We start from the raw sequence: 20,396 nt of genomic DNA on the forward strand, positions 1-20,396 counted from the left end.
CGGGCGCAGGCCGGGCGGGCCCGATGTGGTCCGGAATGCCGCGGCCGGTCGGCCGAAAGGGCCTCGTGTGCCCGTGGGCCGGCTGCGAAGATTTTCCGCATGACCCAGTTACGTACCGCCCATACGGCCGATCTGGACGCCGCCACCCTGGAGGCGGCCCGTGCGCTGCTCGACGACGCCTTCGACGACATGACCGAGGAGGACTGGGAACACGCGCTCGGCGGCGTCCATGCGCTCCTCCACGCGGACGGCGCACTGATCGGGCACGCCGCCGTCGTGCAGCGCCGCCTGGTGCACGGCGGCCGGGCACTGCGCTGCGGCTATGTGGAGGGCGTCGCCGTCCGCGCGGACCACCGCGGCCGCGGCCACGGCGGAGCGCTGCTCGGCGCCCTCGAACGCGTGATACGCGGCGCCTACGACCTCGGCGCCCTGTCCGCCGGCGACGCCGCCGCGGGCTTCTATACGGGGCGCGGCTGGCAGCGGTGGCGCGGCAGCTCCTGGACCCTGAGCCCGACCGGCATCCGCCGCACCCCCGAAGAGGACGGCGGTCTCTATGTCCTGCCGACGGCGGCGACCCCGCTCGACCTGGATGCGGCCCTCACCTGCGACTGGCGTGAGGGAGATGTCTGGTAGCCGCTCCCCCGCCGGCGACTCGGTGCCCGGCGACGGCACGCAGCGGCCCCCGGGGAGAAGCTCCCCGGGGGCCGCCGTCGCTGCGCCGGTGCTCAGCCGCGGCTGTGCACCAGGTCCTTGAGCGCGGTGTTCAACTCCAGGACGTTCACCCGCGGTTCGCCCATGAAACCGAGGGCGCGGCCGCTGATGTGGTCCGTGACCAGCTTGCGCACCGTGGCCATGGGAAGCCCGTTCTCCTTGGCGACCCGGTCGGCCTGGAGGCGCGCGTACTCCGGCGAGATGTCGGGGTCCAGCCCGGAGGCGGAGGAGGTGACGGCGTCCGCCGGGACCTTCGACGCGGGCACGCCGTAGGTCTTCGCGACCCACGTCTTGCGCTCCTTGACCGCCTTGATGAGGTCGGTGTTGGTGGCGCCCTGGTTGGACGCACCGGAGACCTGGAGGTCGTACTGGGTGTTGACCCCGTTGGTCTTGTTGCTGCCCAGACCCGCCGAGGGGCGCGGCTGGAAGTACCTCAGGTCCGGTACGGGGTTGCCGGCCTTGTCCGTGCCCTTGTCGTAGCGCTGGCCGAGCAGCGAGGAGCCGACGACCTTGCCGTGGGAGCTCACCTCGGACCCGTTGGCCTGGTCGCGGAAGGCCGCCTGGGCCACTCCCGTGACGGCCAGCGGGTAGAGGACCCCGCACAGCACGGTCAGGACGAGCAGGGCGCGCAGCCCCGCACCGAGCAACCGGGCGGTGTTGCTTACCGAGTTGTTCATGACGGTCACAAGCTCCTAGATCAATGCAGCCCGGGGATGAGGGAGATGAGCAGATCGATGAGCTTGATGCCGATGAACGGCGCGATCAGGCCACCGAGCCCGTAGACGGCGAGGTTGCGGCGCAGCATCTTGTCGGCGCTGACCGGCCGGTACTGCACGCCCCTGAGGGCGAGCGGCACCAGGGCGACGATGATCAGCGCATTGAAGATGATCGCCGAGAGGATCGCGGAGTTGGGGCTGGACAGCCGCATGATGTTGAGGGAGTCCAGGCCGGGGTAGGCCACTGCGAACATCGCCGGGATGATCGCGAAGTACTTCGCGACGTCGTTGGCGATCGAGAAGGTGGTCAGCGCGCCCCGGGTGATCAGCAGCTGCTTGCCGATCTCGACGATCTCGATGAGCTTGGTCGGGTTGGAGTCGAGGTCGACCATGTTGCCGGCCTCCTTGGCGGCCGACGTACCGGTGTTCATCGCCACGCCGACGTCCGCCTGCGCGAGCGCGGGCGCGTCGTTGGTGCCGTCACCGGTCATCGCGACCAGCTTGCCGCCGGCCTGCTCGCGCTTGATGAGCGCCATCTTGTCCTCGGGCGTGGCCTCCGCGAGGAAGTCGTCCACGCCCGCCTCGTCGGCGATGGCCTTGGCCGTCAGCGGGTTGTCACCCGTGATCATGACGGTCTTGATGCCCATCTTGCGCAGCTCGACGAACCGTTCGCGCATGCCCTCCTTGACGACGTCCTTGAGGTGGATGACGCCCAGGACGCGCGGGCCGCGCTCGTCCTCCAGCGCGACCAGCAGCGGGGTGCCGCCGGCCTGCGAGATGACGTCCGTCAGCTGCTGGGCGTCCTCGGCGACCTCGCCGCCGCGCTCCTGCACCCAGGCGATGACCGAACCGGACGCGCCCTTGCGGACCTTGCGGCCGTCGACGTCCACCCCCGACATCCGGGTCTGGGCGGTGAACGGCACCCACTCGGCGTCCACCAGCTCGCCCTGGTGCCGCTCGCGCAGCCCGTACTTCTCCTTGGCGAGGACGACGATGGAGCGGCCCTCGGGCGTCTCGTCGGCCAGCGAGGAGAGCTGGGCGGCGTCGGCGACCTCGGCCTCGGTGGTGCCGCGTACGGGCACGAACTCGGCGGCCTGGCGGTTGCCGAGGGTGATGGTGCCGGTCTTGTCGAGCAGCAGGGTCGATACGTCGCCCGCGGCTTCGACGGCGCGTCCGGACATGGCCAAAACGTTGCGCTGCACCAGCCGGTCCATACCGGCGATGCCGATGGCCGACAGCAGCGCACCGATCGTCGTCGGGATCAGGCAGACCAGCAGCGCGAGCAGCACGATCATCGGCTGCTCGGCGCCCGCGTAGATCGCGAACGGCTGGAGGGTGACGACCGCCAGCAGGAAGACGATGGTGAGCGAGGCGAGCAGGATGTTCAGCGCGATCTCGTTCGGGGTCTTCTGCCGTGCGGCGCCCTCGACGAGGTTGATCATCCGGTCGATGAAGGTCTCGCCGGGCTTCGTCGTGATCTTGATGACGATGCGGTCGGAGAGCACCTTCGTGCCACCGGTGACGGCACAGCGGTCGCCGCCGGACTCGCGGATGACCGGCGCCGATTCACCGGTGATCGCCGACTCGTCGACGGAGGCGACGCCTTCGACGACGTCACCGTCGCCGGGGATGATGTCGCCGGCCTCGCAGACGACCAGGTCGCCGATGCGCAGTTCGGTGCCGGGGACCTGCTCCTCCGCCTCGCCGTTCAGCCGGCGCGCCACGGTGTCGGTCTTGGCCTTGCGCAGGGTGTCGGCCTGCGCCTTGCCGCGGCCCTCGGCCACCGCCTCGGCGAGGTTGGCGAAGATGACGGTCAGCCACAGCCAGGCCGCGATCGCCCAGCCGAACCAGTCCGAGGGCTTCGTGACGGCGAAGACCGTGGTCAGCACGGAGCCGACCTCGACCACGAACATCACGGGGGACTTGACCATCACCCGCGGGTCGAGCTTGCGTATCGCGTCCGGGAAGGACTTGATCAGCTGCTTGGGGTCGAAGAGACCGCCGCCCACGCGGCCGTCGCCGGGCTGGTGCCCGCTGGGGACGTCCTGGTGCGGAGCGCGAGTCGGAGTAGCTGTCGAACTGGAGGCCATGGAGCCGGGCCCTTCCGGTTTCACGGGGGCGGTCATGACAGACCCTCCGCCAGCGGCCCGAGGGCCAGCGCCGGGAAGTAGGTCAGACCGGTGATGATCAGGATCGTGCCGACGAGCAGCCCCGCGAAGAGCGGCTTCTCGGTACGCAGGGTGCCCGCGGTCTCCGGGACCGGCTGCTGCTCGGCGAGCGAGCCGGCCAGGGCGAGCACGAACACCATCGGCAGGAAGCGGCCGAGCAGCATCGCCAGACCGATCGTGGTGTTGTACCAGGGCGTGTTGGCGTTCAGTCCGGCGAAGGCGGAGCCGTTGTTGTTGCCGCCGGAGGTGAAGGCGTAGAGCACCTCGGAGAAGCCGTGCGCTCCGGCGCCCAGCGCCTTGGTGTTGAGCATCGAGCCCAGCGCGTCCGGCAGCACCATCGAGGCGGCGGCGAAGCCGAGCACCAGCGTCGGGGTGATGAGGATGTAGCAGGCCGCGAGCTTGATCTCACGGGTGCCGATCTTCTTGCCGAGGTACTCGGGCGTACGGCCCACCATCAGGCCGGCGATGAACACCGCGATGATCGCCATGACGAGCATGCCGTAGAGGCCGGAGCCCACACCGCCGGGCGCGAGCTCACCGAGCATCATGCCCAGCAGCTGGATGCCGCCGCCGAAGGCCGTGAAGGAGGAGTGGAAGGAGTCCACCGCGCCGGTGGAGGTCAGGGTGGTCGACACCGAGAAGATCGCGGAGCTGCCGACGCCGAAGCGGGTCTCCTTGCCCTCCATCGCCGCGCCGGCCGCCTGGAGCGCCGGGCCGCCGTGGGCGAACTCGGTCCACATCATCAGGGCGACGAAGCCGAGCCAGATGACGCCCATCGTGGCGAGGATCGCGTAGCCCTGCTTCACGTTCCCGACGAGCTTGCCGAAGGTGCGGGTCAGCGCGAACGGGATGACGAGGATCAGGAAGATCTCGAAGAGGTTGGTGAAGGCGTTGGGGTTCTCGAAGGGGTGGGAGGAGTTGGCGTTGAAGTAGCCGCCTCCGTTGGTGCCCAGTTCCTTGATGGCCTCCTGGGAGGCGATCGCACCGCCGTTGGTCTGCTGGTGGCCGCCCATGAACTGGCCGACCTCGTGGATGCCGGAGAAGTTCTGCACCGCGCCGCAGGCGACCAGGACGACGGCGCCGATGACGGCGATCGGGATGAGCACGCGCACGGTGCCGCGCACCAGGTCGGCCCAGAAGTTGCCCAGGTCGCCCGTACGCGACCGGGCGAAGCCGCGGACCAGGGCGATGGCGACGGCCATGCCGGTGGCGGCGGACACGAAGTTCTGCACCGCGAGACCGGCGGTCTGGACGACGTGGCCCATGGCCTGCTCGCCGCTGTACGACTGCCAGTTGGTGTTGGAGACGAAGGACGCGGCGGTGTTGAACGCCTGGTCCGGGCTGATCGACGCGAAGCCCAGGGACAGCGGCATCCCGCCCTGGAGGCGCTGGAGCAGGTAGAGGAAGAGCACACCCACCACGGAGAACGCCAGGACGCCGCGCAGGTACGCGGGCCAGCGCATCTCGGCGTCGGCGTTGGCGCCGATGCAGCGGTAGATGACCTTCTCGATACGGAGGTGCTTGGGGGAGCTGTAGACGGCGGCCATGTAGTCGCCGAGGGGGCGGTACGCCAGGGCCAGCGCCGCGATGAGCGCTATCAGCTGGAGCACGCCTGCGAGGATGGGGCTCATGGTCGTGCTCAGAACCTCTCCGGGAAAACGAGGGCAAGGACCAGGTATCCGAGCAGGGCGACGGCAACGATCAGGCCGACGATGTTTTCGATGGTCACAGCTTCGTCACCCCCTTGGCGACGAGTGCCACCACCGCGAAGACCGCGAGCGTGACGACGACGAAGGCCACGTCGGCCATCGTGTGCTCCTAGATGAACGGGGAATGGGACCCCCACAGCAAAGCGTCCCCATGGCCCGTTGTGAGCGCCGTTGACGCCTCCCTTACGGCCATTAGCGCGCCCTTGACGGAATCTCTACGCGTCGCGGGCCTGACCTGCACAAACGACGAGGGCCCGGACCCCTTCTCCAGGGGTACGGGCCCTCGCGGGCGCACGGCCCGGCCGTTGCAGTGGCGCATTTGCAGCGCCCGGCCGGGGACGGACTAGCGGATCTCGGTGATTTCCGGTCCGCGCTCCAGGCGCTCGACGCCGCCGCCGAAGCGGGACGGCTCGGCGGCATCCTGCTGGACACCGTCGGGCACCATGTGGGCGTCGTCCGGCAGCTTGAGGACGATCGGGTCGCGCGGCGCCATCGGGCCCTCGCCGCGGACGACGACGGTGTCCCGGAAGATGTGCTCCAGCACCCCGGCGGCCTGCGGCTGTACCGCGCCCTGGCCGGAGATCACCCCGCGCAGGAACCACCGGGGACCGTCGACGCCGATGAAGCGCACGACCTGCACGCCGTTCGTCCCGTCGGGCAGCTGTACCGGAACCTGGGCGCGCAGCTCCCAGCCCAGCGGGCCCTCGGCCTCGTCGATGACCCCGCCCTGCTGGGTGATGCCGGCCGCGATCTCCTCGCGGACCTCGCCCCAGATGCCCTCGTTCTTGGGAGCGGCGAAGGCCTGCAACTGGACGGCGCTGTCCTGCAGCACCACGGTCGCGGCGACGATGGCGTCACCGGCGACCTCCACCCGCAGCTCCATGCCCTCGACACCGGGCACGAACAGACCGCCGAGGTCGACCCGGCCCTCGCCGGGGCTGGTGACCTCCGACGCGTCCCAGGGACCGTCGGGGCGCGGCGCCGGCGGGAGACCGATCCGCCGCTCGCCCGCCTCGTCTTCCCCGGCCTCGTCGTCGCCGTCGCGCACAGTCGACTCCTCGGCGAACGCGGTGTCCTGCGCCGGCTCTGGGTGAGCCTCGTTCTTCTTGCGACGTCCGAACACGTCACTGTCCTTCCCGGTCGGATCCGACCGATGCGTATCCATTCCCGCCCGTGGAGCCACCCACCGCCGCATGACCGCCGGTGGAACCGAATCCCCCCTCGGCCCGCGCCGAGCCGGGAAGTTCCGCCACCTCGTGGAAGCGCACCTTCTCGACCTGCTGGACGACCAGTTGGGCGATCCGGTCATACCTCTCGAACCGCACGGTCTCGCGCGGGTCCAGATTGACCACGATCACCTTGATCTCCCCACGGTACCCGGCATCGACCGTCCCGGGGGCATTGACCAAGGCCAGTCCGCAGCGGGCGGCAAGCCCGGAGCGGGGGTGTACGAACGCGGCATACCCGTCGGGCAGCGCGATCGACACCCCGGTGGGCAGCACCGCGCGCTCCCCCGGCGCCAGCTCGGCGGCCTCGGTGGTCACCAGGTCCACGCCCGCGTCACCCGGATGCCCGTACGCCGGAACGGGCACCTGCGCATCCAGCCGGCGCAGCAGCACATCCACCGGATTCCGTACCTGGCTCACGGGTTCACCTCAAACGCACGCGCTCGCTTGACCTGGTCCGGGTCGGCCATCGCCGCCTGGATCTCCTCGGGCCTTCCGTTGTCGATGAAGTGGTCGACCTTCACCTCGATGAAGACGGCCTCCGCGCGCACCGCGACCGGACCGTCCGGGCCGCCTATCCGTCCCTCGGCCGTGGAGTAGATCTTCCGGCCGTGCACCGCGGTGACCCGCGCGTCCAGGTACAGCACGGTGTCCAGCGGGACCGGACGCAGGAAGTCGGTCTCCAGGCGGCCGGTCACCGCGATCACCCGCAGCAGCCAGTTCAGCGAGCCGAGCGTCTCGTCCAGCGCGGTGGCCAGTACGCCGCCGTGCGCCAGGCCCGGCGCGCCCTGGTGGGCCTCCTTGACGGTGAACTCGGCCCGTACGCTCACGCCCTCGCCGGCCCGCGCCTCCAGGTGCAGGCCGTGGCTCTGGCCCGTGCCGCAGCCGAAGCACCGGTCGTAGTGCGCGCCGAGGAGTTCTCCGGGTGCGGGCGCCTGGGGATGCCGCACCGGAGCGGCGGCGTCCTTCGGCGGCGTCAGCCGCGCCCTGGGTTCGTCAGTTCCACTCACGAGTGCAGACCCTACCCGCGCACCTAAGGGGCCTGCGCCGCCGTGCCAAGCTGGAGCCATGCAGTCGTACGAAGAACGTCTCACCGCACCCCGGTCCTGGTGGGTGATCGCCGTGCTGGTCGGCGTCTCCTGTGCCCTGATCCTCTTCCCGCTGGGGACGCTGCCGATGCTCGGCGGGCTGATCGGCGGCGCGGCGCTGGCGGCGGTGGCGGTCAGCTCGTACGGCTCGGCGCGGATCCGCGTGGTGGGCGGCGCGCTGATCGCGGGGGACGCCAAGATCCCGCTCGCGGCGCTGGGCGAGGCTCGGGCGCTGGACGCGGACGAGGCGGTGGCCTGGCGGACGCACAAGGCCGATGCACGGGCTTTCATGCTCTTGCGCGGCTATATCCGTACCGCGGTGCGGGTGGAGATCACCGATCCCGAGGATCCGACGCCGTACGCCTATCTCTCGACGCGGGAGCCGGAGCGGCTGGTGGCGGCGCTGGCGGCGGCGCGGGCCTGAGACCCCGGCCGGAGGGCGCGGGTCAGCCGCGGGGCGGCGGCCCGGCCCGGACGGCGTCCGGTAGGGCGTCCCAGGGGACCTGTCGGGCCCGCAAGTCCTTGCGGATCTTTTTCGCAAGCTTTCCGGTGTCGCGGCGGTTCACTGCCGCGCCCACGGCGGCGCCCACCAGGAACGGCATGAGGTTGGGAAGATTGCGCAGGGTGCGCTTCATGATCTGCCGACGCAGTTCCCGGCGCATCGGCCCGCCGAGCGCGGCATTGAGCGAGGCGGGGTCGGCGATCTCGACGCCCCGCTCCTCGGTCCACGCCGTCACGGTGGCCATCGCGCGCTGCCTGCGGCCGCCCGGGGGCCGCAGGCCGTAGACCTCGTGCAGTTCGGCGATCAGCTTGAGCTCCACGGACGCGACGCCGATGATCTCGGCGGCCAGTTCGTAGGGCATCGCGGGCGGGACGGGCAGCATCGCTGCCGCGCCGATGCCCGCGCCGACGGTGGCGGTGGCCTTGCGCGCGCCCTCGACCAGCTCGTCGGCCAGTTCCTCGGGGGTCAGGCCGGGGAACTGTACGCGCAACGTCGCCAGGTCGCGGACCGGGATGCGCGGGGCGGTATCGATGATCCGGTCGGCGATCGCGGTGAGTCCCGCGATCAGCCGGCCCCCGCGAACGGCACCGTGGTCAGCCCCGGCCGCGAGCGAGGCCGTGCGGCCCCGCCCCTGCGGTGTGCCGGTCGTGCGTTCCGGAGGAAGGGCGGTCGGGTCGGCGGGCACGGGCGCGGATTCCTCGCGTGGTCGTGCGCCTGCCGCCGGTCCTTTCGCGCCCCTCGGGCCCTTACGGAACGGGTTCACGCCTGGCACGGCGTCGGCCCTTCTCAGGCCGCGCAGTCGCGGCAGATCGGGTTGCCGTTCTTGTCCTCGGCGGCCAGCTGGCTGCGGTGGTGCACCAGGAAGCAGCTCATGCACGTGAACTCGTCCTGCTGCTTGGGCAGCACGCGCACCGCGAGCTCTTCGTTGGACAGGTCGGCGCCGGGCAGCTCCAGGCCCTCGGCCTGCTCGAACTCGTCGACGTCGACGGCAGAGGCGGACTTGTCGTTCCGCCGGGATTTCAGTTCCTCGATGCTGTCCTCGTTGAGGTCGTCATCGGTCTTGCGTGGGGTGTCGTAATCCGTAGCCATTTTCGCTCTCCCCCTCTGGGTGTCTGCGGTGTCTCAGCGCTCGTAACGCGTGAGAGGCCGGACTTGTGCCCGACCTGAGGCGGAGATTTTGCCTCACATCAAGGTCTGTTACTCAATCGACACCCAACCGCACCCCTGAAGAGGTGATCGGTTTGGATGGCGATCAGGACCGTACACGGTCCGAAAGTCGCACCTCGCGCAGCCCATCACGGGTACTTCCCGTGATCAGGCCCCCCGGAAACCCGGATTTTCCCGGCTTTCCACCAGGCGTTTTGATCACGCAACGTAGACGGCCGGAAATTCTCGCCTGTGAGCGATCACACACGCCCAGGGCGCCGGAAGGACCGGCCGAATTCCGCGCAAAGCGAACTCGGGCGAAGGATCCATGGTGACCGCCCCTCCCGTCAAACCGGAGGCGAGGCGGTGTGCGGCCGCCCGGCGGGCGATCATACGCACGAATGTCCGAAACCTCGTACGCGGCCGCGCAACGCCCCCAGCGGCCGCACACGCCCTCGTACGGCCCCGCGGAGCGCGCCGCGGCACCCGCCCCGCCACCGGGCCCGGTACGTCCGCCGTCCACGCAGCTCACAGCGGCAGCACGACCCGCATCACCAGTCCGCCGCCCTCGCGCGGCTCGGCGGTGATGCTGCCGTCGTGGGCGCGCACCACCGAGCGCACGATGGACAGGCCCAGCCCCACGCCCTTGTCGCTCCCGGTGCGCTCGGTGCGCAGCCTGCGGAACGGCTCGAAGAGGTTCTCGATCTCGTAGGCGGGGACGACCGGGCCGGTGTTGGAAACCACCAGAACCGCGCAGCCGGGCTGCGGCTCGGTGGTGACCTCGACCCAGCCGTCCTGGGGGACGTTGTAGCGCACCGCGTTCTGGACGAGGTTGAGCGCGATGCGCTCCAGCAGGACGCCGTTGCCCTGGACGAAGACCTGCCGGCGCACGCCGCGCAGCTCCACGCCCTTGGCATGCGCCTCCTCGCGGGTCTGGTCGACGGCCTGCGAGGCGACCTCGGCGAGATCGACGGGCTTCTTGGCGACCACCCTGTTCTCGCTGCGGGCGAGCAGCAGCAGGCCCTCCACCAGCTGCTCGCTGCGTTCGTTCGTCGCCAGCAGCGTCTTGCCGAGCTGGGCGAGCTCGGGGGACGCGTCCGGGTCGGCGAGCTGCACCTCCAGCAGGGTGCGGTTGATCGCCAGAGGGGTGCGCAGCTCGTGCGAGGCATTGGACACGAAGCGGCGCTGCGCGTCGAAGGCCCGGTCGAGCCGGTCGAGCATCTCGTCGAAGGTGTCGGCCAGCTCCTTGAGCTCGTCGTCCGGGCCGCCCAGCTCGATCCGCCGGTGCAGATCGGATCCGGCCACCCGCTGGGCGGTGCGCGTGATGCGGCCCAGAGGGGACAGCACCCGCCCGGCCATGGCGTAGCCGAAGGCGAAGGCGACGACGGTCAGGCCCAGGAGGGCGAGCAGCGAGCGGTTGAGGAGGGTGTTGAGGGCGAAGGTCCGCTGGTGCTGGAGGCACTCGGCCACCGCGCTGTTGAGCTGGGCCACGTTGCGTACGGCCGGGGTCAGCTCGGGGCAGGTGTCGCTGGTCACATGCAGCTCGGACGCGCCCACGATCTTGAACGGGATCTGGTTGCCCGCGCTGAGCGTGTTCGCCGCCAGCATGTAGATGATCGTCAGCAGCACGATGCCGGCCATCAGGAACATGCCGCCGTACAGCAGCGTCAGCCGTATCCGGATCGTGGGCCGCAGCCAGGGGAACGGCCGGACGTTGACCGGCGGCCGGGGGTCCCAGGTCGGTTTGGGCGGGGCGGCGGGAGGCGGCGTGTGCGCCTTGGAGAAGGAGGGAATGGAGGGCATCGCCGGTCAGATCCGGTATCCCGAGCCGGGGACGGTGACGATGACGGCGGGCTCGCCGAGCTTGCGGCGCAGCGTCATGACCGTGACCCGCACGACGTTGGTGAACGGGTCGGTGTTCTCGTCCCAGGCCTTCTCCAGGAGCTGCTCGGCCGAGACCACCGTGCCCTCGCTGCGCATCAGCACCTCCAGCACCGCGAACTCCTTGGGCGCCAGCTGGACCTCCTTGCCGTCGCGGAAGACCTCGCGGCGGTTGGGGTCGAGTTTGATGCCGGCCCGCTCCAGGACGGGCGGCAGGGCGACGGTCGTACGGCGTCCCAGGGCCCGCACCCGGGCGGTCAGCTCGGTGAAGGCGAACGGCTTGGGAAGGTAGTCGTCCGCGCCGATCTCCAGGCCCTCCACGCGGTCGCTGACGTCACCGGAGGCGGTCAGCATCAGCACCCGGGTGGGCATGCCCAGTTCCACGATCTTGCGGCAGACATCGTCGCCGTGCACCAGCGGCAGGTCGCGGTCGAGGACGACGACGTCGTAGTCGTTGACCGCGATCCGCTCCAGGGCGGCCGCGCCGTCGTAGACCACGTCGACCGCCATGGCCTCCCGGCGCAGTCCGGTGGCCACCGCATCGGCGAGCAGCTGCTCGTCCTCGACGACGAGTACACGCACGTCGCTAGTCCTTCCTCAGGGCCCTGTCGATCAGGGCACAACAATCACTGGAGCCCTTCCATCCTGCCCCGAAGAGCCATAAACCGGCGGTAAGACGGGTGCAGCGGGGTGGAGGGCGGATGACGGCCAGGTGGCGAGCGGATACCGGGCCGGTGGCACACGGGCGGCGGGCGGGCGTCTGGTGCGCCATTGCCGGATTCCCGGACAGATTGAGGTTTCCCTGAGGATTGGGGTGGGGAGGACGTCTGCACACCCGCGATCACGCCCTGTTGGCGTCTTACGACGCGTGATCCACCGCAGGGACCACGCCGTGATCGACCCACCCGTCGGCACACCCCCGTGCCACCGACCCACGACGAGGGGGCGCACCATGGACGCGTTCACCGCAGGCATTCGCCAGCGCATAAAGAGCACCGAAGCCGATCTGGACCGAGCCCGCGCCGCGGGCGACGACTTCCTCGCCGAGGTTGAACTGGCCGAGCTGGAGGACCTCCAGCGGCTGGCGACCGAGCACGGTGTGGAGGTCGGTGCGGTCGGCTGAACCCGGCCCCGCCACTCACGAGCAGGGCGCCCCGGCACCGCAGGGCTGGTGCCGGGGCGCTCTTGTGCGTGCGTGCCGGTGCGTCCGTGAGGCCCCTTCGGCCGGTTCCCGGCGCGCTCAGTCGTGCCAGGCGCCGAGCTCGTCGAGGAGCGGCTGGAGCTGCCCGAAGAGGTCCGGGGAGGCGGCCACGGTCAGCTCTCCGGAGGCGGGCCGCCCCGGGCGCCCTCCCGTGCGGGCGCCGGCCTCCTGGACGATCAGCACGCCCGCGGCCAGGTCCCAGGGGTTCAGCCCGCGCTCGTAGTACGCATCCAGCCGGCCGCAGGCCACATCGCACAGGTCGATCGCGGCCGAGCCGCCGCGCCGGATGTCGCGGACCTGCGGCAGCAGGGTGCGCACCACCTCCGCCTGGGCGGCCCGGCGCTCGGCCAGATAGCCGAAGCCGGTGCCGAGCAGCGCCTGGGAGAGCGGCGGCGCGGGCCGGTGCCGGACCGGCTCGCCGTTGCGGAAGGCGCCACGGCCCCGTACGGCGTGACAGGTCTCGCCGCGCATCGGGGCGGCGACCACGCCGACGACGGTCTCCCCGTCCTTCTCGGCCGCGATGGACACCGCCCAGGACGGCAGGTCGTAGAGGTAGTTGACGGTGCCGTCGACGGGGTCGATGACCCAGCGGACGCCGCTGCTGCCCTCGATGCTGACGCCCTCCTCCCCCAGGAAGCCGTCGTCGGGGCGGTGCTCGGCCAGGAATCCGGTGATCAGCTTCTCGGAGGCGAGGTCCATCTCGGTGACGACGTCGATGGGGCTGGTCTTGGTGGCGGCGACCCCCAGATCGGCGGGCCGGCCGTCGCGCAGCAGCGCCCCGGCGCGACGGGCGGCCTCCAGGGCCAGTTCCAGGAGTTCGTCGTAGAGGGCGCCGGCCGCGTCGGCCTGGGCGGCCTGCGGGGCGTCGGAGTGCAGCGGGTCGGGCACGGTGCTCCTTGCTCGGACGAGCGGTGGTCGGGGGTGTACGGGGGTGTACGGCTCTACGCCGGGGCTTCGGCGACCGGGCCCACCCAGTCGGCGCCGGCCGCGGCCGGGCGCGCCGTACGGGCCGGGCAGCAGCCGACCGGGCACAGGTCGTGGGAGGGGCCCAGGGCGCCCAGGGCGCAGCGCTCCGGGGCGCGGCCCCGTTCGGTGGCCGCGCGCTCCAGGAGGAGGTCGCGGACGGCCGCGGCGAACCGCGGGTCGGCGCCGACGGTGGCGGACCGGGCGACCGGCAGCCCCAGCTCGGCGGCCTTGGCGGTGGCCTCGGTGTCGAGGTCGTACTTGACCTCCATGTGGTTTGAGACGAAACCGATGGGCGCCATGACGACGGCCGGGACGCCCTCGGCGTGCAGCGCCTCCAGGTGGTCGCAGATGTCCGGCTCCAGCCAGGGGATGTGCGGGGCGCCGCTGCGCGACTGGTAGACGAGCCGCCAGGGGTGCTGTACACCGGTCTCCGCGTGCACGGCGGCGGCGATCTCGCGGGCGACGTCCAGGTGCTGGGCGACATAGGCGCCGCCCTCGCCGTCCTGGGTGTGGTCCGCGGGCGTGCCGGAGGTGTCGGCGGCGGCCGTGGGGATGGAGTGCGTGGTGAAAGCGAGGTGCGCGCCCTCGCGGGCGTCCTGCGGCAGTCCGGCGAGCGAGGCCAGCACGCCGTCGATCATGGGGCGCACGAAGCCGGGGTGGTTGAAGTAGTGCCGCAGCTTGTCGACCCGCGGCACCGGCAGGCCCTCGGCCTTCAGGGCGGCGAGCGCATCGGCGAGGTTCTCGCGGTACTGCCGGCAACCGGAGTACGAGGCGTAGGCGCTGGTCGCCAGGACGGCGATCCGGCGGCGGCCGTCGCCGACCATGGTGCGCAGGGTGTCGGTCAGATAGGGCGCCCAGTTGCGGTTGCCCCAGTAGACCGGCAGGTCCAGTCCGTGGTCGGCGAAGTCCTTGCGCAGTGCGTCGAGCAGCTCGCGGTTCTGGGCGTTGATCGGGCTGACGCCGCCGAACCGGAAGTAGTGCTGCCCGACCTCCTTGAGGCGCTCGCGGGGGATGCCGCGGCCGCGGGTGACGTTCTCCAGGAACGGGACGACGTCATCGGGGCCTTCGGGCCCTCCGAAGGACAGCAGCAGCAGGGCGTCATACGGGCTCGGATCGCACTGTTCGGGCATGGCCTCGATCCTGCCACCCTTCCACCGGGGGCGGCGGGCAGACCCCCTGCCCGCCCGGTGGACGGTGGCCGGAAACGCGGCGGGCGCGGCGGGCGCGGCGGCGAAAACTCGGAGGCGGCCCGTCGACCGCCGCCCGTAAGCTGTATAGCCGCCGGTCATTCCTTACCGGCTGCACCCCTCACCGATCTCACCGACTCTCGGTCCTCACCCGGCGGAGCACCCCCGTTGCCCAGTCCCTACCGCGCCATCTTCGGCCGCCCCGGCACCACGTCCTTCTCCGCCGCCGGGCTGCTGGGCAGGATGCCGCTGTCGATGCTGGGCATCGGCATCGTCACGATGGTCTCCCAGCTGACCGGCCGCTACGGCCTGGCCGGGGCGCTGTCCGCGACGCTCGCGCTGTCGGCCGCCGTCCTGGGCCCGCAGATATCCCGGCTGGTGGACCGGCACGGGCAGCGGCGGGTGCTGCGCCCGGCCACCCTGGTCTCCCTGGCCGCGGTCGCCGGTCTGCTGCTCAGTGCGCAGCAGCGCTGGGCGGACTGGACGCTGTTCGCCTGTGCGGCCTGCGTGGGATGCGTACCGAGCGTCGGCTCGATGGTCCGGGCGCGCTGGGCGGAGCTCTACCGGGGCTCGCCGCGTGAGCTGCACACGGCGTACTCGTGGGAGTCCATCGTCGACGAAACCTGCTTCATCGTCGGCCCGATCCTGTCCATCGGGCTGTCCACGGCGTGGTTCCCGGAGGCCGGGCCGCTGCTGGCCGCGCTCTTCCTGGCGGCCGGGGTGTTCTGGCTGACCGCGCAGCGCCGTACGGAGCCGGTGCCGCATCCTCGCGAGCAGCACGCCAAGGGGTCCGCGCTGCGGTCGCCGGGGCTTCAGGTGCTGGTGGTGACCTTCGTGGCGACGGGGGCGATCTTCGGGGCGATCGACGTGGTGACCGTCGCGTTCGCCGAGGAGGCCGGCCACAAGTCCGCGGCCAGCCTGGTGCTGGCGGTCTATGCGCTCGGCTCGTGTGCGGCCGGCGCGGTCTTCGGCCTGCTGCACCTCAAGGGGCATCCGTCGCGCCGCTGGGTGGTGGGGGTGTGCGCGATGGCGGTGAGCATGGTGCCGCTCCAACTGGTGGACTCGCTGCCGCTGTTGGCGGGCGCGCTGTTCGTCGCGGGGCTGTCCGTCGCGCCGACGATGGTGACCACCATGGCGCTGATCGAGGAACACGTCCCGCGGGCGAAGCTGACCGAGGGCATGACCTGGACGAGCACGGGTCTGGCAGTGGGGGTCGCGCTGGGCTCCTCGGCGGCGGGCTGGGCCGTGGACGCCGCCGGAGCCGGCCGCGCCTATCTGGTCCCGGGCGCCGCGGGCGTCCTCGCCGCACTGGTCGCCTTCGCGGGCTACCGCAGACTGCGCCCCGAGGCAGCGGGCGCCCGGCAGACGGGCGCCCTGGCCACCGGCCCGGTGAGCGGCGCGCCGGTGCAGCCGGTGCGGCCGGCCGACGAACCGGTCGGGTAGCGCACGTCGATGTACGGCTTTCCCCTCCCCCGCCCTGCTTTCGGTCTCCCCCACCCCACATTCGGTTACCGCCGGTACGACATGTCCCGGAGGCGGGCGATTCCGGTCGATTCCTTGGTCATGTGATTCCCGTCACGCCACCTGGATGACGTGTCGGTGACTGACATCATGCGCTGACATCAACGGAGGCCGAACCGGCCTGCCCGCGTGAGGGAGGGGACGTCACCATGGCAGCCAGCGACGCCGTCGGCGGCTCGGGAAGGCGCGGTCCCGGGGGGACGTGGCGCAACTGGGCGGGCAACGTCACCGCCCGCCCCGCCCGGACGGTGGCCCCGGCCAGTACCGAGGAGCTGGCGGCGGCCGTACGCACCGCCGCCGAGGACGGGCTGACGGTGAAGGCGGCCGGCACCGGCCACTCCTTCACCCCGGCGGCCGCCACCGAGGGCCTGCTGATCCGCCCCGAGCGGCTGACCGGCGTCCGCGCGGTCGACCGCGAGGCCCACACCGTCACGGTGGCCGCCGGTACGCCCCTCAAGCACCTGAACGAAACGCTGGCCGCCCACGGACTGTCGCTGACCAACATGGGCGACATCATGGAGCAGACCGTCTCCGGGGCCACCAGCACCGGCACCCATGGCACCGGCCGCGACTCGGCCTCCCTCGCCGCCCAGATCACGGCCTTGGAACTGGTCACCGCCGACGGCTCGGTGCTGACCTGCTCCACCGCGGAGAACCCGGAGATCCTCGACGCCGCGCGGCTGGGCCTGGGCGCCCTGGGCGTGATCACCGAGCTCACCTTCGCCGTGGAGCCGGAGTTCTTGCTGACCGCCCGCGAGGAGCCGATGCCCTTCGACGAGGTGACCGGCCGCTTCGACGAACTCGTCGCCGAGAACGAGCACTTCGAGTTCTACTGGTTCCCGCACACCGGCAACTGCAACACCAAGCGCAACAACCGCAGCCAGGGCCCCGCCGCACCGCCGGGAAGACTCAGCGGCTGGGTGGAGGACGAGCTGCTGTCCAACGGGGTCTTCCAGATCGCATGCACCGTCGGGCGGGCGATACCGGCCGCCATACCGGGCATCGCCACCCTCTCCAGCCGCGCGCTGTCGGCCCGTACGTACACCGACATCCCGTACAAGGTGTTCACCTCCCCGCGCCGGGTGCGGTTCGTGGAGATGGAGTACGCACTCCCCCGCGAGGCCGCCGTCGCCGCGCTGGGCGAGCTCAAGGCGATGGTGGACCGCTCGGACTTCAGGGTGAGCTTTCCGGTGGAGGTGCGTACGGCCCCTGGGGACGACATCCCGCTGTCGACCGCGTCCGGCCGGGACACCGTCTACATCGCGGTCCACATGTACCGGGGCACCCCGCATCAGGCGTACTTCGCGGCCACCGAGCGGATCATGACGGCGCACGGCGGGCGCCCGCACTGGGGGAAGCTGCACACCCGCGACGCCGGTCAGCTGGCCGACGCCTATCCGCGGTTCGGCGAGTTCACGGCGCTGCGCGACCGGCTGGATTCCGAGCGCCGGTTCGCCAACGCCTATCTGCGGCGGGTCCTGGGCGACTGACGACGTCGGCCGCGGCCGGCGCCCCGAGCGGGGGTGCCGGCCGCGGCCGTGACGGGCGGGGTCCGCGCCGGGCTACGAGGGGTCCGGCTGCGGCGCCTGCTGCTGTTCGGCGGCCGGGGGATTCGACTGACCGCCCTGGTCCCGGTCGTCGGCCGAACCGCCGCCGGTGTCGCCGCCGCTGCCGGAGGAGTGATCCGGTGACGGCCCGGTCGACGGGGAGGACCCGGTGTCCGGCGAGCTGCCGCCGCCGTCGGACGGGGTCGGCTCCGGGGACTGCCGGTCGCTGCCGGAGCCGCTGGGCTGCGGGGACGGCTTCCCCGTGCCGCCGTGGGTGCCGTTGCCGGTGGAGCGGCCCGGGTCGGGCGAGGCGGGGCGGCCGGGGTGATGACGGCCGGCGCCGCCGACGCCGGTGAGGTTGCTCAGCGTCGTGCCCTTCTGGCCGCTGGGAGTCTCCCCGGTGAGCAGCTCGGTGGCGGTCACACCGCCCATGGCCAGCACGAACACGGCGAGCGCGCCGAGCGCCGGACGCTTCCAGCCGCGCAGTCGGGTGCCGTAGGTCGTGGTGCTGATCTCCTCCGGGCGCGCGACACGCCCGGCGTGCGCGTCGTTCCCGTCGTGCCCGTCGTGCCCGGCATGCGTGTGGTGCCCGGCGCCGGGCAGTACGGCCGTGGCCTCGGCGGCGTCCTCGTCGGTACGCGGTTCCGCCTGGCCGAGCGCCATGCTCCGGGCATCCAGCCGCGGCACCAGCTGCCTCCGGTCCGCGGCCGGGCCGCGGCGGTAGGGCCGCGTGGCATGAGCGGCCTGCGGGAGTACCCGGGTGCGGTCCGTGACGGGAGCGGTGTTCTTGGCGGCGACGGCGGTGACGTCGTCCGGCGCGCCTTGCCTGTCGAAGGTCGGCAGCACCATCGTGCGCGGGGCGTGCGCGCCCGCGCCGGTTGTGGATCGGGGGTCGGTGGAAGCGGAGCGGCGCGGCCTCGGCCGGGTGGTGACCGTGGCTTCCTTGATCTGCTCGCCGGTGCGCCGGAAGAGGTGCTGGAATATCGAGCCGCCGGTCGTGGCCACGACACTGATCAGCCCCGCACCGATGATGGTTCCGTAGACGCCGAGCTGACCGGCCAGATAGGCGGCCGCCGCGGCGGCGAGCGCACTGCCCGCGACCTGGGCGAGGCTCAGGTCTATCCGCTTCTCCTTCTTCTTCCTGTCTGTTTCGTTTGGTTCGTCCATCTCCAACCTTTGATAGCCCCTTCCTTCCACCTTGCACGGAGAGGGGACCTTTTGACGAAGGGGATAGTTCCGAATCTGGAGATTATGTGAATCTCGCCACCGGTCACGGCGGCGGCGAGAGGGTGGCGAGACGGTAGAGAGATCGACAAGGCGACCAACTCCAGTACCGCACCACAACTTCAGCGGCGCGGCGGTCCACGTCAGTGGCCCAAATGGAGTACTGTGGCGAGCCCTGGCCCGGGATCCCGTCCGGCTGCCCGGATCCGCGGGAGGGGGCCTGAAAGGCGGCACTCGACCCGGGGCGCCGTCGCTCGGCACGGGTGACCGGATCACAGGGCACGTGACATGGTCACCGCGGATGGCAAACCGGTAACCGTGTCATGTACGGCGTTTCTGGGCCAAGCCTCGACACGCCGGGCAACTCGGCAATGTTGTGGCAGGCTGCACCCGGGCAGGCCACACTCGACTAGCGGAAGCAGCGACGCACGTGACGTCGGCAGGCACCACCCGGGAGGTCCCCATGCCCGAACTGCGTGTCGTGGCCGTCTCCAACGACGGCACACGGCTGGTGCTCAAGGCTGCGGACAGCACCGAGTACACGCTTCCGATCGACGAGCGGCTGCGCGCCGCGGTCCGCAACGACCGCGCCCGCCTGGGCCAGATCGAGATCGAGGTCGAGAGCCACCTGCGGCCACGGGACATCCAGGCGCGGATACGTGCCGGAGCGTCCGCCGAGGAGGTCGCCCAGCTCGCCGGTATTCCCGTCGACCGGGTGCGCCGCTTCGAGGGGCCGGTCCTGGCAGAGCGCGCCTTCATGGCCGAGCGCGCCCGGAAGACTCCCGTACGCCGCCCCGGCGAGAACAGTGGCCCGCAGCTCGGTGAGGCGGTCGCGGAGCGGCTACTGCTGCGCGGCGCCGACAAGGACACCATCCAGTGGGACTCCTGGCGCCGGGACGACGGCACCTGGGAGGTGCTGCTGGTCTACCGCGTCGCCGCCGAGCCGCGCTCGGCGACCTGGACGTACGACCCGCCGCGGCGGCTGGTGCAGGCCGTGGACGACGAGGCGCGGGCGCTGATCGGCGAGAGCGACGACACGCCCGAGCCGAGCTTCCCGTTCGTCCCGCGCATCGCACGGCTGCCGCGCGACCGGCCGCTGGACCGTGCCCTGGACCGTCAGATGCCCGACCGCGGCGAGCGGGCGGCGCAGGCGGGCGGCGAGGACTCCGGGCCGCGGGTCGCCGAGGAGCCCACAGGTGAGCGCGAACGCGAGCGGGACTCGCTGACCAGCCTGCTGGAGGCGGTGCCGAGCTTCCGGGGCGACATGGTCGTACCGGAGACCGCCAAGGCGCCGCAGGAGGACGAACCGGCCGAGGAAGAGCTGGAGGAGCCGGCCGCACCGGCGGCGAGCGCGGGTGCCGGTTCCGCGTACGCCGATGTGCTGATGCCGCGGGCCGTGGCCGGGCATCGCGACCGGCTGACCGGGACGACGGACCGGCAGGCGGAGGCGGACGGCGTACGGCCGGGCCGCCGCGCAGCGGTGCCGAGCTGGGACGAGATCGTCTTCGGCACCCGGCGCAAGAAGCCGGAGTAACGCCCCGCGACCGCGATGACCGCGCCCGCCCCTGGCTGCCAGGGGCGGGCGCGGCGCAGTCGGGCCGGC

20 protein-coding genes are annotated in these 20,396 nt (G+C 71.6%); 6 read left to right on the forward strand and 14 right to left on the reverse strand.

Annotated elements, in window-relative coordinates:
- The first annotated feature begins 99 nt into the window (after nt 1-99).
- Nucleotides 100-633, forward strand: a complete 534-nt coding sequence (locus SNA_RS30080; protein ID WP_030062965.1) for a GNAT family N-acetyltransferase — start codon at nt 100-102, stop codon at nt 631-633.
- Between the two features lie 92 nt (nt 634-725).
- On the opposite strand, the gene kdpC is transcribed toward SNA_RS30080, so the two are convergent.
- The 7 genes from kdpC to SNA_RS30115 form a co-directional block, all read right to left on the reverse strand.
- Nucleotides 726-1,388, reverse strand: coding sequence for a potassium-transporting ATPase subunit KdpC (gene kdpC, locus SNA_RS30085; RefSeq protein WP_030062966.1), 663 nt, complete (start codon nt 1,386-1,388; stop codon nt 726-728).
- A gap of 20 nt (nt 1,389-1,408) precedes the next feature.
- Complete coding sequence (kdpB, locus tag SNA_RS30090) at nt 1,409-3,553, reverse strand: potassium-transporting ATPase subunit KdpB (RefSeq protein ID WP_078970306.1); 2,145 nt, start codon at nt 3,551-3,553, stop codon at nt 1,409-1,411.
- On the reverse strand, nt 3,550-5,226 hold the full coding sequence (kdpA, locus tag SNA_RS30095; protein ID WP_030062968.1) for a potassium-transporting ATPase subunit KdpA: 1,677 nt from the start codon (nt 5,224-5,226) through the stop codon (nt 3,550-3,552). The genes kdpB and kdpA overlap by 4 nt, the downstream gene beginning before the upstream one ends.
- Nucleotides 5,227-5,234: 8 nt before the next feature.
- The gene (kdpF, locus tag SNA_RS38935) at nt 5,235-5,324 is read right to left on the reverse strand and encodes a K(+)-transporting ATPase subunit F (RefSeq protein WP_016575741.1); all 90 of its coding nucleotides are present in this window, start codon (nt 5,322-5,324) and stop codon (nt 5,235-5,237) included.
- A gap of 323 nt (nt 5,325-5,647) precedes the next feature.
- Nucleotides 5,648-6,427 (reverse strand): DUF3710 domain-containing protein, encoded by a 780-nt coding sequence (locus SNA_RS30105; protein ID WP_030062969.1) that lies wholly within the window; start codon nt 6,425-6,427, stop codon nt 5,648-5,650.
- Between the two features lies 1 nt (nt 6,428).
- Nucleotides 6,429-6,950: a dUTP diphosphatase gene (dut, locus tag SNA_RS30110; RefSeq protein ID WP_037788377.1), complete on the reverse strand. Its 522-nt coding sequence runs from the start codon at nt 6,948-6,950 to the stop codon at nt 6,429-6,431.
- The gene (locus tag SNA_RS30115; RefSeq protein WP_030062971.1) at nt 6,947-7,540 is read right to left on the reverse strand and encodes a PaaI family thioesterase; all 594 of its coding nucleotides are present in this window, start codon (nt 7,538-7,540) and stop codon (nt 6,947-6,949) included. The genes dut and SNA_RS30115 overlap by 4 nt, the downstream gene beginning before the upstream one ends.
- A 58-nt stretch (nt 7,541-7,598) precedes the next feature.
- Between SNA_RS30115 and SNA_RS30120 the strand changes: the two genes are divergently transcribed.
- Nucleotides 7,599-8,042: a DUF3093 domain-containing protein gene (locus tag SNA_RS30120; protein WP_030062972.1), complete on the forward strand. Its 444-nt coding sequence runs from the start codon at nt 7,599-7,601 to the stop codon at nt 8,040-8,042.
- 22 nt (nt 8,043-8,064) lie between these two features.
- Here SNA_RS30120 and SNA_RS30125 read toward each other — a convergent pair whose 3' ends face one another.
- The 4 genes from SNA_RS30125 to SNA_RS30140 all read right to left on the reverse strand — a co-directional run bounded on the left by SNA_RS30125 (nt 8,065) and on the right by SNA_RS30140 (nt 11,729).
- The gene (locus SNA_RS30125) at nt 8,065-8,892 is read right to left on the reverse strand and encodes a hypothetical protein (RefSeq protein WP_420823524.1); all 828 of its coding nucleotides are present in this window, start codon (nt 8,890-8,892) and stop codon (nt 8,065-8,067) included.
- 14 nt (nt 8,893-8,906) lie between these two features.
- On the reverse strand, nt 8,907-9,209 hold the full coding sequence (locus SNA_RS30130; protein ID WP_016575747.1) for a DUF4193 domain-containing protein: 303 nt from the start codon (nt 9,207-9,209) through the stop codon (nt 8,907-8,909).
- Between the two features lie 585 nt (nt 9,210-9,794).
- A complete protein-coding gene (locus SNA_RS30135; protein ID WP_030062974.1) occupies nt 9,795-11,069 on the reverse strand; it encodes a sensor histidine kinase in 1,275 nt (424 codons plus the stop codon).
- Between the two features lie 6 nt (nt 11,070-11,075).
- Nucleotides 11,076-11,729 (reverse strand): response regulator transcription factor, encoded by a 654-nt coding sequence (locus SNA_RS30140; protein WP_030062975.1) that lies wholly within the window; start codon nt 11,727-11,729, stop codon nt 11,076-11,078.
- Between the two features lie 370 nt (nt 11,730-12,099).
- Between SNA_RS30140 and SNA_RS43470 the strand changes: the two genes are divergently transcribed.
- Entirely contained in the window at nt 12,100-12,270 is a 171-nt protein-coding gene (locus SNA_RS43470) for a hypothetical protein (protein WP_198535162.1), read from the forward strand.
- A 117-nt stretch (nt 12,271-12,387) separates the two neighbouring features.
- Here SNA_RS43470 and SNA_RS30145 read toward each other — a convergent pair whose 3' ends face one another.
- Nucleotides 12,388-13,236, reverse strand: a complete 849-nt coding sequence (locus tag SNA_RS30145) for an inositol monophosphatase family protein (RefSeq protein WP_044367743.1) — start codon at nt 13,234-13,236, stop codon at nt 12,388-12,390.
- A 53-nt stretch (nt 13,237-13,289) separates the two neighbouring features.
- Complete coding sequence (locus SNA_RS30150; protein ID WP_044367744.1) at nt 13,290-14,444, reverse strand: ferrochelatase; 1,155 nt, start codon at nt 14,442-14,444, stop codon at nt 13,290-13,292.
- Nucleotides 14,445-14,669: 225 nt separating this feature from the next.
- Between SNA_RS30150 and SNA_RS30155 the strand changes: the two genes are divergently transcribed.
- Nucleotides 14,670-15,944 carry an MFS transporter gene (locus tag SNA_RS30155; RefSeq protein ID WP_044367745.1) on the forward strand — a complete coding sequence of 425 codons (1,275 nt, stop codon included), beginning with the start codon at nt 14,670-14,672 and terminating at the stop codon, nt 15,942-15,944.
- Between the two features lie 227 nt (nt 15,945-16,171).
- Entirely contained in the window at nt 16,172-17,512 is a 1,341-nt protein-coding gene (locus SNA_RS30160; RefSeq protein ID WP_044367746.1) for a D-arabinono-1,4-lactone oxidase, read from the forward strand.
- 72 nt (nt 17,513-17,584) lie between these two features.
- On the opposite strand, the gene SNA_RS30165 is transcribed toward SNA_RS30160, so the two are convergent.
- Complete coding sequence (locus tag SNA_RS30165) at nt 17,585-18,736, reverse strand: hypothetical protein (protein ID WP_030062982.1); 1,152 nt, start codon at nt 18,734-18,736, stop codon at nt 17,585-17,587.
- Between the two features lie 520 nt (nt 18,737-19,256).
- Between SNA_RS30165 and sepH the strand changes: the two genes are divergently transcribed.
- Nucleotides 19,257-20,327: a septation protein SepH gene (sepH, locus tag SNA_RS30170; RefSeq protein ID WP_044367747.1), complete on the forward strand. Its 1,071-nt coding sequence runs from the start codon at nt 19,257-19,259 to the stop codon at nt 20,325-20,327.
- Nucleotides 20,328-20,396: the final 69 nt, after the last annotated feature.

Origin of the sequence: Streptomyces natalensis ATCC 27448, assembly GCF_000935125.1 — a bacterium.
Taxonomy (GTDB): domain Bacteria; phylum Actinomycetota; class Actinomycetes; order Streptomycetales; family Streptomycetaceae; genus Streptomyces; species Streptomyces natalensis.